The organism is Ruminococcus flavefaciens AE3010 (genome assembly GCF_000526795.1).
Classification (GTDB): Bacteria; Bacillota; Clostridia; order Oscillospirales; family Ruminococcaceae; genus Ruminococcus; species Ruminococcus flavefaciens_D.
The window spans coordinates 1,890,612-1,903,328 of the sequence record NZ_JAGT01000001.1 but is presented as its reverse complement, the minus strand read 5'-3'; the positions used below and the strand labels follow the sequence as shown (position 1 = coordinate 1,903,328).

The window sequence follows — 12,717 nt, the reverse complement described above, 5'->3', positions numbered from 1 at the left end:
CTTCGTTTTAAGATGTATTATGTGTTTACTGCGGATTATTATACTATTTCAGCGAAAATCCCTGCAAGTGATGCTATGTAGGTCTTCTGGACTGTCTCGGCAGGGATCACCTCACCGTTTATCTCAATGTCCTTGGTAGCGCAGGCGTCAGCCACAAGAGTTACCTCATAGCCGTAGTCCATGGCAGCGCGGACTGTGGTGTCAACGCACATATGTGTCATCATGCCGCAGACGATGAGCTTTTCAACGCCCAGACTGCGGAGGCAGTCGTTGAGCTCTGTGCCGAGAAAGCTGTTGGGGCAGTACTTGTTGATAACGATATCATCGGGGTGGGGCTTGATGCGCTCGGATATCTCGCAGCCGTAGGTGCCCTCATTGAAGAAGTCCTCGCTGTCGGGATTGATGTGCTTGATGTATATCACATGGCGTCCCATACGGCGGCTCTCTTCGATGAGCTTCACGATCTTTGCCTCAGCTTTCTGAGGCTCGTGGAGCTGGCAGGCTCCGCCCTCGAAGTAGTCGTTCTGGACGTCGATGATGAGTAAAGCTTCTTTCATAATCATATCTCCCTAAGTGTTTTTGCTGTGCCGTTTGTCAGACGGCTTTTTACAGTCTGGCTATATATTTTTGACCATTCCTGTAAAAATAAACTAATAAAAATAGTATACCATATTGGAGCGGCTGTGTCAATCGTCGCTGCTATGGTCAATATCACGAAATATCACGCCATTTGGACATAAAAAATGTAAGGAGCACATTGGGGAGGCGGATTTGGCAAATTCTTGCAAAAAAGGCGGCGGAAAGCACATGCAAAAGGAGCTGAGACTGCGGTTTGAAACAAGTGGTCTAATATAGCTGAAATATACCGCCTGTAAATGTACTTTTTTTGAGAAAATTATTCCGTGTCAATTGTTGAAACAACGTAAAATAGCGGTATTTGTTAAAGTGTATAAAGTGAAGCAGGCAAATATAGTAAATTTAACTATTGACTTTTTATAGGTTTTGATGTACAATATGTATATAGAAAAGAGATAAAAAGATCGCCCCCTAACATGGTATTTTGAATACCGAAAAAGACTTGCAAAGCTCAGATTCCGCGGTGAATTCCGAGCCATAGTGTAAGTCAAAAAGAAGTTATTGAGAGCTTCACCCCCCTTTTATCAGAGACACGGAACCTGCCTTTACAAGAGAAAAGCGCAGAAAATCATGCAAAATGCTGATGATCGCGCTATTTCTTGCAAGGGCAGGTTTCTGTGCTGACGAATACGCAAAAAACGGGCAGAGCCGCCGACATTACGCCGACGGCTCTGCCCCTTAGACTATGGAATGAACAACATCAATAGGAGCTGAAGTCAGGGATCTCGTCGTCTGACATATCACAGAAGATGTCGTCATACTTCTCATATTCGGGTACCAGCTCGTTCTCGTCCACGGGTCTTTCGATGCCCATAAGATCACGTCTTGTGTTCTCGGAAATGTCCATGGGAGAGCACTGTCCGAGAAGGATCTTTCTTACGGATTCAAAAAACAGCTTGTCGATGTCCGAGAACTTGTCCCAGGCAAGTGCTTCGTCGCAGTACCTGAGCATATTCATCGTGCTCATTCTGGTGTTCAACATAGCGATCCCTCCTTGATCTTAATTAATTCCCCTTTATATATTTATCTTTGGAATAAGAGTGAGTCGGATACGCGGCTGCCTTTTGACATGCACATATATCTCGGGGCAGTATCCGAAAAAACCGCAATTTATATTCCATCTTTATTATATCCATAATTTGGTCACAAAACAACCCACAATTTGCATGAAAAAGTGTAAAAAACGCGGATTTCAACAGTTGAGGTTGAAAAAATATGTGTATAATATATATGAACGTACATTTATAATTGTATATTTTGCCCACATCGTTTAAGACTATTTTAAGGTGTGAATTAACGAAATATGAATTAGATTAATAAAATATTTTATGCGTGGTTTTTTATCGCAAAACTTGATAGTTTCCTGAAATATAGCTGAAAAGCTCAATCCATTAAACAAACATTGACAAGTTTGTGAGCAATTTTTGGGCATAATGAATAATTTCAGCAACAAATGACTTGTTTTTGAAATAGTTAAGATTTATACTTGAGTATAGACAAATAAAGAGTTCACAACTCATGGGGATTACTGAAATCATAAATTTGCTTTTCATAAAACAAAGGAGTGATTGAAGTGAAACTATCAAGAATGAAAAGGATCCTCAGCGGCACCGTTTCTGCGCTGATGATTGCAACGAGCATCCCGACAGTCGCATCTGCTGCCGATCAGCAGACAAGAGGCAACATAGGCGGCTACGACTACGAGATGTGGAACCAGAACGGACAGGGTCAGGCTTCGATGAACCCGTCAGCAGGTTCTTTCACCTGCTCATGGAGCAACATTGAGAACTTCCTTGCTCGTATGGGCAAAAACTACGACAGCCAGAAGATCAACTACAAACAGCTGAATGGCATCACACTTACTTACGATGTAGAGTATACACCAAGAGGAAACTCTTATATGTGTGTATACGGCTGGACAAGAAATCCTCTTATGGAGTATTACATCGTAGAAGGCTGGGGCGACTGGAGACCACCGGGAAATGACGGTGAGAACAAGGGCTCGGTTACCCTCAACGGAAACACATATGACATTCGTAAGTCAATGCGTTACAATCAGCCATCTCTCGACGGTACAGCTACATTCCCACAGTACTGGAGCGTTCGTCAGACAAGTGGTTCTGCAAATAATCAGCAGAACAACATGAAGGGCACTATCGATGTAAGCGGTCACTTTGACGCATGGTCAAAGGCAGGTCTGGATATGTCGGGAACTCTTTATGAGGTATCCCTTAATATCGAGGGCTACAGATCCAACGGATCAGCTAATGTAAAGAGCGTTACAGTAAAGACAGGCTCAGGTCAGTCTGATGTAACAGTTGAAACAGGAAATAACGGCGGCAATGTTGGCGGCGGCCAGCAGGGCGGCTTCGATATGAGCCAGTTCGGCGGCCAGCAGGGCGGTTTCGACATGAGCCAGTTCGGCGGTCAGCAGGGCGGCTTCGATATGAGTCAGTTCGGCGGTCAGCAGGGCGGCTTTGATATGAGTCAGTTCGGCGGTCAGCAGGGCGGCTTTGATATGAGCCAGTTCGGCGGACAGCAGGGCGGTTTCGATATGAGCCAGTTCGGCGGTCAGCAGGGCGGCTTCGATATGAGTCAGTTCGGCGGCCAGCAGGGTGGCTTTGATATGAGCATGTTCGGCGGCCAGCAGGGCGGCAACCAGGGCAATATTGACTGGAGCGGCATGGCTGGCGGCTTCAATAACGGCAATTCCAATATCGGTTCAGACGCAGGCAACGGCGGCAACGCTAAGTCAGGTCTGAATGCTAAAATAAAGGGCGATATGCCTACAACTGTACCGGGCGGCAACGAGAAGACCGGCGGCTGCAAGGTAGAGAAGAAGACATATAACTGTAAATTCACAGGCGGACAGAAGAGCTGTAATGTTGTTCTTCCTCCTAACTATGACCCAAGCAAGAAATACCCTGTAATGTACGTTCTCCACGGCATCGGCGGTGACGAGAACAGCATGGTAAGCGGTATGGGCGTTCAGGAGCTCCTTGCAGGTCTTATCGGCAACGGCAAGGCTGAGGAAATGATCATCGTTCTCCCAAGCCAGTTCACAAGCAAGAACGGCGGTCAGGGCGGCGGCTTCGGTATCAATCAGGAGACATGCGCTGCTTATGATAACTTCCTCTATGATATCTCTGACAGCCTTATCCCTTACATTGAGGCTAACTACCCCGTAAAGACAGGCAGAGAGAACAGAGCTATCACAGGATTCTCAATGGGAGGACGAGAGGCTATCTACATTGGTCTTATGCGTCCTGACCTCTTTGCATACGTTGGCGGCGCTTGCCCTGCACCCGGTATCACACCCGGTAAGGATATGTTCATGGAGCATCCCGGTTGCATGCAGGAGAGCGAAATGAAGTTCAGAAACGTAGGTCCCGAGCCTGAGGTATTCATGATCACAGGCGGTACTAATGACTCAGTTGTTGGTACATTCCCATCACAGTACAGCGAGATCCTTACAAGAAACGGCGTAGAGCATGTTTACCAGTCCATCCCCGGCGGCGGACACGGTGCAGACTCTGTTAAGCCACATCTCTACACATTCATGAGATATGCTTTCAAGGCTAATGCAAGCGAAGGCTCATCTTCAAATACTAATACAAATACTAATACAAACACTAACACTAACACTAATACTAACACAAATACAAACAACAATAACAACACAAATAATAACAACAACAATAACAATAACAATTTCGGCGGCAATGGCGCAGGCAGCTCCAACAATCTCGCTTCAAAGGTTACTAAGTGGGGCGACGCCAACAACGACGGTACAGTAGATATGGGCGACGTTGTAGCAGTTATGCAGGCTCTTGCAGCTCCTAACAAGTATAAGCTTGACGAGCAGGGACAGCGCAATGCTGACTGCTACGAAGCAGGCAGCGGTCTTACCGCAAATGATGCTCTTTCTATCCAGAAGTATCTCTTAGGTACTATCACATCTCTCCCCGAGAGCTATGCAAAGAGCGCAGCAAGCAATAACACAGTTACAACTACTGCAAAGCCTGTTGTAGTTACAACAACTACAGCTGCTCCCGTACAGCAGAACAACGGCGGTCAGCAGGGCGGCTTTGATATGAGCCAGTTCGGCGGACAGCAGGGCGGTTTCGACATGAGCCAGTTCGGCAACATGGACTGGAGCCAGTTTGGTCAGCAGAACGGCGGACAGCAGGGCGGTTTTGATATGAGCCAGTTCGGCGGCCAGCAGGGCGGCTTCGACATGAGCATGTTCGGCGGCCAGCAGGGCGGCTTCGATATGAGCCAGTTCGGCGGCCAGCAGGGCGGCTTCGATATGAGCCAGTTTGGCGGTCAGCAGGGCGGCTTCGATATGAGCCAGTTTGGCGGTCAGCAGGGCGGCTTTGACCAGGGTGGTCAGCAGAACGCAGGTCAGCAGTCGGCTGGCAACGGCGGTGCTGCAGTACAGTCAGGCAAGAAGCTTTGCGCTATCTCATTCGATGACGGCGCTTCAGCTACAAGCAAGTCTGACCCAGGCTACAGAATCATTGATGCTCTTATCAAGAACAACATGACAGCTACATTCTTCATCGTAGGCGACTGGATCAAGACAAACGACCAGATCAAGTACGAGTACCAGAATGGCATGGAAGTTGCTAACCATACACAGTCTCACCCACATCTCGGTCAGCTTGGTGCATCTCAGGTCCGCAGCGAGTGGGAGAACTGCAATACAAAGCTCAAGAACATCATCGGTGCTGAGCCATCACACCTCATGAGACTTCCTTACCTCGAGAGCAACGGAACAGTTCAGTCAGCTCTTAACGATGTACCGCTTATCTCATGCGCTATCGATACTCAGGACTGGAACGGTGCTTCAAAGGATCAGATCGTTAATACTATCAAGCAGGCTGCACAGAACGGCTCGCTTGAGGGTGCTATCGTACTCTGCCACGAGAACTACGCTACAACAGCAGCAGCTATGGAAGAGGTTCTTCCTTGGCTTGCACAGAATGGTTATCAGAACGTAAACATCTCTGATATGGCTAAGGCTCACGGCAAGACACTTGCAGGCGGTCAGGTTCACACACGCGCTTAATTAATTGTTATTATTTCGTGCCGATCACAGTATCGATGGTCGGCACACCTGATTAAGATTTCTCCAAATTTTAATATCCCCTGAAAGGCAGTCGGTGTATATCGGCTGTCTTTTCATTTGTCGCAGGATCAGCGGCAGCAGGGGATAAAGCTTTGTTCAAGCTGAATAAATACCTTCGGGATACGGCGGTATTTTTGTTTTATTCACAGGAAATTCAAAAAATCTATACTGATAGCAATATTTGGTTAGCATTTTACAATTTGATGATTTATAATGTAATATGGTTTAAAATCGTATCTTTTTTATGGAGGTTTTTTTATGAGATCATCAAAAGTTTTAGCGGCAGTTCTGTCGCTGACCTTAGCTGCAGGTGCAGCTATGCCGATCAACAGCTATGTTCCGAGCGTTGCGCTGACCGCAAGCGCAGAGGAGAGCAGCACTGTTGAGACTGACGAACTGGTATTTGAAATTTTTGCAGACCATGCGGAGGTCATCAGAGTAAACGACGAGAAGATGACCAAGTGTACTGTTCCCGCTGCTGTAAACAAGCTCCCCGTTACAAGAATTGCGCAAAACGCTTTCTTTTTTTCACCTGATCTTCAGGAGGTAACTCTCCCTGCTTCGGTCACTGCTATCGGTGATCAGGCTTTTTCATGGTGCACAAAGCTCAAGTCCATAAAGGTTGACGCTGCAAGCAAGGATTTCACAGAGGTAGACGGCATATTATTCAGCAAGTCAAAGGATACGCTGGTCTCCTATCCTGCGGGAAAAGAGGGCAAGAGCTATACAGTTCCCGACAGTGTCAAGAAGCTCGCAAGCTTTGCATTTATGCGTTCACAGAATCTTGAAGCTGTAACAGTTCCCGAATCTGTTACTTATATCGGACAGGAGGCTTTCTGTACAAACATCAAGCTCAGATCAGTGACTATCCTCAATCCCGATTGTGAATTTGAGATAACAAGCTTTATCTGCAACGGTATGGATGAAAATTTCATTTCTCATTACTACGGTACTGTTACAGGATATGAGGGCTCAACAACAGAGCTGATGGCTGCTGAAAACAACTATGAGTTCATAGGTATCCCTAATCCTTATACAACTACAACCACCACTACTATGACTACAACTACAACAACTACGACTACCACAGCAACAGCCGCTGCTTCAACTACAGGCAAAACAACTGCCTCCACAGCACCTTCTGCCTCAACTACAGGTAAAACTACAGCTTCCACAACAGCAACAGGCACTCCTGTAACTACTACAACAACTGCGCCTGCTGCACAGTACAAGCTTGGTGATGTTAACAGCGACGGCAAGATAAATGCTTCCGATGCTACAGCAGTACTCCAGTACTATGCGAGGACAGCTACAGGCAAGGACGGCGGTCTGAACAAGGAGCAGCAGACTGCGGCAGACGTTAACAAGGACGGCAAGATAAATTCAGTTGATGCAACCATTATACTCTCATATTATGCTTACTGCGGAACAGAAAAGGATAAGGCAATGCCCTTTGAAGAGTACCTGAAAGCAGCAAAATAATTAAAGCTCATAAGGACTGAAAATGCTTTCGGAGCAGCTATAAATAGAAATTACCGGGTCTTGAATATGGATCCGGTATTTTTTTATGTGAAAAAAAGTGCTGTGCGGCAATGATAAATATTGACTTTGTGCTGAAAAAATCGTATAATTAATATTAAATCTGCAAAAAAACGCTACACTGAACAAGATGTTACAAGGAGAACTCTATGAAACGAAGATATATCGCTGCTGCACTTTGTAATATAATATTTCTTTCACTTGCGGCCACTTCCTGCGCGGAGAAGAAAACCGACCTGCTGCCCTCTGCAATATCAGGACCTGAGGAGAATGAGGTCGCGGAAGTTCCGTATGAGGCTGAAGGCATGCGTTTTTCAATGAAAAGCGGCTTTTATGACAGCGGATTCTCCCTTTCTATATCCGCTGACGATGACCACCAGATATTCTATACCCTTGACGGTAGTGTGCCTACTGCTCACAGCAGCTGCTATACCAAGCCCATACAGATCACAGACCGTTCTGACGAGGATAATGTGCTGAGCGCTCACACCGATATCGCACAGCCTGTGGAGCTCGCCGACGATTTTCAGCCACGTTCTGCTGTGGACAAGGCGACTGTAGTCAGGGCTATAACCATAGATAAGGACGGCAACAAAAGTCCTGTTGTGTCCAATACCTACTTTATCGGCTTTGGTGAAAAGGCGGAGTATTACAAGGACTTCAGGATAGTATCCATTATGACAGACGAGGCTAACCTCTTTGATAATGAAAAGGGAATATACGTCCTCGGAAAGACCTACGACGACTGGAAAAATAACGAATATGACCCGTCTGTTCCCGACTGGTTCATTCCCGCAAATTATACTCAAAAGGGAAAGGAATGGGAGCGCGATGCGGCGATACAATTTTTTGAGAACGGAGAGCTTGCGGTGTCTCAGGATGTGGGTATACGCATACACGGAGGAGCTACCCGCTCTTACGCGCAGAAAAGCTTCAATATCTACGCAAGGAGCTCCTACGGTACGCCTAAGCTGGAATACGACCTGTTCTCGGGAAATGTAAAGAGCAAAACAAGCGGTGAGCCTGTAACTGTATTCGATACGTTTATACTGCGAAACGGCGGCAACGACGCACAGCTCACACGTTTCAGCGATAAGCTGGCTCAGTCACTGGTCTCCGACCGTCAGTTCCTCACCCAGGGCATGGAGCCCTGCATAGTTTTCATAGACGGCGAGTACTGGGGGCATTATGAGATAACGGAAAAACTGGACGATGATTTTATAAGCTCACATTACGGCGTCCCCGCAAGGGATATATGCATTATCAAAAAAGAGCAGCTTTATGACGGCAATGAGGAGACCTTTGCGGAATGGGAAGAGCTCCGTGAATGGATAAAAAATACTGATTTTTCATCAGATTGGGCTTATGAAAAGCTTTGCGATAGGATCGATATGCAGGGCTTTATGGACTATATAAGTGCTGAGATATACATAAATAATGCCAACTGGGGCAGAAGCAACATGGCAATGTGGAAGTCTGAAATTGTTGACGAAACCAATCCCTACGCTGACGGCAAATGGCGCTTTGTGATGTTCGATACAGAGTACAGCTCGGGCATCTACGGCGAGGCTCAGCCCTCCGAGGACAGCTTTGAGAAGCTCATGGAAAGCGACTGCTTCCTTGCCGACCTCTTTAACGGAGCCATGGAAAACGCTGGATTCAGGCAGCAGTTTTCGGATACCTTTACGGAAATTGCCGATAAGAACTTCGGAAGCGACCGTGTTAAGGCAGAGATCGACAGGCTGTCGGAGCAGTACCATGATATAACCATTGCGGCCTATGACCGCTTCTGGAGCGGACTTACAGGCGGCTACGGCGCTGAGGCTAACTACAACAGCGCAGTTGATTCGCTGAGAAGCTTTTACAATAAGAGGTATGATTACATAACCAATCATCTGAAAAAATATATCTCATAAAGCAACAAGGGCGTGATTTTTTATCACGCCCTTGTGTTGTATTCGGTTATTCAGCAGCTTCAAATGAAGTTATCTTGTGTAGGAGATACTCCTGAATACGGAGTGCGTCACCTGAGGTCACGCCCTTGCTGCTTGTGTCTACGTCAGCATTTGCAAGTCCCTTTTCTGTTATTGACTTGGGGTCTGTGCCGCCGAGAGCATACTTGTCAGGGTTGGCAAGTGACTGCATTATCAGTACAACGTCCGACATATCTATCTGTCCGTCGCAGTTTGCGTCGCCGAGCTTGTCAGCCTTTGGCGCAGGTGCAGTAGTGGTCGTTGTAGTTGTGGTGGTAGTTGTTGTCGTAGTCGTTGTTGTTGTGGCAATGGTGGTTGTTGCTATTGGGAGGGGCTCCTGCTCAAGAGTACGGATAATGATGTAGTTGATGTTGATAGCCTTGTCAGCAGAGCGCATATTTACTGTGAGCTTGCCGTTCTTGACAGTGACCTCGCCCTTGGATACTGTTGAACCGTTGGTTGCACAGTTCTCAGCGATTATCTTCTGGTCGTCCGTGCCATAGTTTGCGTAAACTGTGGGAGATGTTGAGCAGCTCCACGGGTCGCTGAAGCACATCTCCACGGAGTACTTTCCGTTGGGGAGAGTAAAGCCGTAGTCCAGATGACGGTCGATGTTGTTTTCGTACTGGTTCTTTGTGTAGCGGAATGATGCGGTCTTGTCTCTGCCGTCGCCAGTGTTGCGCTCGTCGCACCATGTATTGGCAGTATAGATGCCTGCGCTGTTCTTGCTGCCGTCGTACTGGTCGGTGGCGTCGTCGATAAGTCCCCACTCAGCGCCTGTTACTTCGTCGGGACCGTAAAGCTGCTCGGTAACGCTGTTGTAGTAGCCAAGCTTGTCCTTGCCCGAGAGTGTGTAGGTGTTGTGGTCGCCGCAGTCCACGAAGTAGGCAATGCTGCTGTCGTATTCGTAGAGGGGCTTAACGGCTGTCATGTATATGAAGTCGCATACCTTTGCGGACTCCTTATCGTCGTTGGAGGAGAATGTAACTGTGAGAACGTCATAGTCTGTGCCGTCGGCAGTTATTGCCTTGACGTTTTTGTCGATGACCTCCTGCGGAACGATGAGCTTTACGTCGTAAACGTCGCTGCTGCCCTTATAATCGAGAGTTCCTGCATAGAGCACTGTATCGCCCACAACTATCCTTATGGACTTGCCGTTGTCAGCCTTGCGGAACTTAACGGTAAGCATAGTGTAGGGAGCTTCCTTGTCGATAGCCATGCGGTAGCTGAACGAACCGCCGCTCTTAGCGTAGCGGTAGGTGCTGTCGTCGGTGATGCCCTGAGTGTTAGTCTCCTGCATATCGTGGAGGTTGTCGTTCTCATACTGTCCGTAGCCGGGCTGTACCGTATCGGTAACAGTGGACTTTGAACGTGCAGGACGGTCAACAGCGGTGCTGCTGCTCTGGAAGTTCCAGTAGATGCCGTAGCGCTGCTGGTACTGCTGATAATGAGGTGAGAATGTAAGGTCGTGGTCAGTGCCTGTGAGCTTGAAGTTCAGGGAGCTGCCGTCTCTTACAAGGTGTTCGTTGATGTCTGTCATAAAGGTATTGACAGTTGTGCTGTTGTCGGAGATACGGATATTCTCTGAGGGAGTCACCTTATCCTTGGGGATAGTTACCCACATACCTGTTGAGCCTGTAGCCATGTTCTGCTTGCCCAGCTCTGCGCTGAGTACCACAGGACCGTACTTGAAGCCGTATACCGTGTTCTTGTCTGGGAGTGAGTAAGCCTTGACCTCCTCGGGTATAGTCAGCTCGATAACGTCGCCGCTCTTGAAGTCGCCTGTTACCTGAGCATAGCCGTCAACTGTCTTGTAGGAGTACTTTTCGCCGTCAACCTTGACAGTCATATTGCCTGCCTTCCAGTCAGGGATACGGAAGCGGAAGTCAACTGCGCCGCTGCCGTCGATAGTGAAGGACGTTGTATCGCTGTTGGGGATATTGCTCTTCTGGGTTATCTTCATATTCTTGTCAGCCCAGTTGAGTATAGAGCTCTGATACATATTTACATAGAGAGTATCGTCGCCGTGCATATAGATAGTGTCGCCCAGCTTGCTGAAGTTTTCCATACCGCTTCCTGTACAGCACCAGAAGTGGTCAAAGCGTGAGCTGTATACCTTGAAGTAGCCTGTAGCCATAGGCTGGAAGTAGGTAGTCATACCTGTTTCTGGATTCTGTGATGAGAGAATCGAGTTATAGTAGGTGTTCTCATAGAAATCCATATATTTGCTGTCGCCTGTTATCTTGAACAGCTCGCGGCTGAGCTTGAGCATATTGTATGAGTTACAGGTCTCGCAGTTGCAGTTTGTACGCTCCTTGTCAAGAATATCGTCCATGCCGAAGTGCTCCCACTCACTGTTTCCGCCTGTGATATAGGTGTGGTGGTTTACTACCATATCCCAGAAAGCTTCTGCGTACTGAAGCTGGCGTGTAGCGTCAACCTTTTCGCCGTTTATGGTCTTGCCGTGAGCTACGGTATAGCGCTTTAGAGCTCCGAGGAACTTAGGGATAGTGGTGTTGGCGTGTTTGCCGTTGAGCACGTTAGCTCCGCCCTTTAGGATCTGCTCATGGAGATTTGTGTCATCGAAATAATGAGCTGCAACAGCGTGATTGTCCTTGCCTGTTATGCGGTACAGCTCGTACATACAGTCGTTCATTCCGCCGTACTCGATAGAGAGTACAGTGCGGTGCTTCTGGTCGTTCCATGTTTTACAGCGGTTGTATACCCAGTCGCCCAGGTCAGAGCCTAAGTCCTTTGCGGTAGCATAGCCTGTTGCGTCGTAGATATCGACTATACCTGCGATGAGCTTGTGCATGGTGTACCATGGCACCCAGGCTTCGCTGATGATGTTGGACTTGCCTGCTTCAACGTTGTCAAACTGTACCTCAACGCCTGTGCCGTTGGGGTGGGAGGCAGCCCAGATAAGACCCGGTTTGCCCTTTGAGCTCTTCTGGCACTGTCTGAGACCGTCGATAAGGGTGGTCATTCTCTTGTACAGAGCCGAGCGCTGTTCCTCGGTAATGGAAGGATTCTGATATGCCTGCGCGATGGCAGTCATATAGTGACCTACCGAGTGACCTGCAATGTTGGTGTTTTCCCAGCCGCCGTAGCGCTTTGCGCCGTTGGTGTTGAGACCTGCGTTTTCGCGGAAGCCTGCGAGGAGCCTGTTGGTGTCGAATGCAAGGAGATAATCAAGCTCCTTGTTGAAAGCGTTGACGCTGTATGCGTCAGTCATGGTCACGTCTGAGATGCTGAAATTGCGGATGTTTGCGTCCTCAGCCGCCGAGATGCTTGGTATTGGCAAGTTGGTGAAAGAACACATCATAGCGGCAGCAATTCCAAATGAAGTCAGACGAGAGGGAAGTTTTGATAACATAAGAAATTCCTCCTTTAAATTTTAATATCCACCAATATTGTAACTCATATTTTCCTGCGAGA

General features: G+C 47.7%; 6 protein-coding genes. 3 read left to right on the top strand and 3 right to left on the bottom strand.

Translation table 11 applies throughout. The features are described 5' to 3' along the window. Positions 1-38: 38 nt before the first annotated feature. Entirely contained in the window at positions 39-557 is a 519-nt protein-coding gene (locus tag N774_RS17210; RefSeq protein WP_037280198.1) for a cysteine hydrolase family protein, read from the bottom strand. Between the two features lie 779 nt (positions 558-1,336). Then, entirely contained in the window at positions 1,337-1,618 is a 282-nt protein-coding gene (locus tag N774_RS0108165) for a hypothetical protein (protein WP_024860775.1), read from the bottom strand. 591 nt (positions 1,619-2,209) lie between these two features. Between N774_RS0108165 and N774_RS18215 the strand changes: the two genes are divergently transcribed. The 3 genes from N774_RS18215 to N774_RS0108150 all read left to right on the top strand — a co-directional run bounded on the left by N774_RS18215 (position 2,210) and on the right by N774_RS0108150 (position 9,222). Continuing rightward, positions 2,210-5,707 (top strand): glycoside hydrolase family 11 protein, encoded by a 3,498-nt coding sequence (locus tag N774_RS18215; RefSeq protein ID WP_024860774.1) that lies wholly within the window; start codon positions 2,210-2,212, stop codon positions 5,705-5,707. Between the two features lie 318 nt (positions 5,708-6,025). Further along, positions 6,026-7,249: a leucine-rich repeat protein gene (locus N774_RS18210; protein ID WP_024860773.1), complete on the top strand. Its 1,224-nt coding sequence runs from the start codon at positions 6,026-6,028 to the stop codon at positions 7,247-7,249. Positions 7,250-7,455: 206 nt separating this feature from the next. Then, on the top strand, positions 7,456-9,222 hold the full coding sequence (locus N774_RS0108150; RefSeq protein ID WP_024860772.1) for a CotH kinase family protein: 1,767 nt from the start codon (positions 7,456-7,458) through the stop codon (positions 9,220-9,222). Between the two features lie 46 nt (positions 9,223-9,268). Here the strand turns inward: N774_RS0108150 and N774_RS17190 are convergent, their stop codons facing one another. Next, positions 9,269-12,655: a beta-L-arabinofuranosidase domain-containing protein gene (locus tag N774_RS17190; protein ID WP_080770463.1), complete on the bottom strand. Its 3,387-nt coding sequence runs from the start codon at positions 12,653-12,655 to the stop codon at positions 9,269-9,271. Positions 12,656-12,717 lie beyond the last annotated feature (62 nt).

Bases quoted from the DNA above. Each gene is read 5' to 3' on its own strand.
- N774_RS17210 (WP_037280198.1), bottom strand. From the start codon at position 557: ATGAAAGAAGCTTTACTCATCATCGACGTCCAGAACGACTACTTCGAG.
- N774_RS0108165 (WP_024860775.1), bottom strand. From the start codon at position 1,618: ATGTTGAACACCAGAATGAGCACGATGAATATGCTCAGGTACTGCGAC.
- N774_RS18210 (WP_024860773.1), top strand. From the start codon at position 6,026: ATGAGATCATCAAAAGTTTTAGCGGCAGTTCTGTCGCTGACCTTAGCT.
- N774_RS0108150 (WP_024860772.1), top strand. From the start codon at position 7,456: ATGAAACGAAGATATATCGCTGCTGCACTTTGTAATATAATATTTCTT.
- N774_RS17190 (WP_080770463.1), bottom strand. From the start codon at position 12,655: ATGTTATCAAAACTTCCCTCTCGTCTGACTTCATTTGGAATTGCTGCC.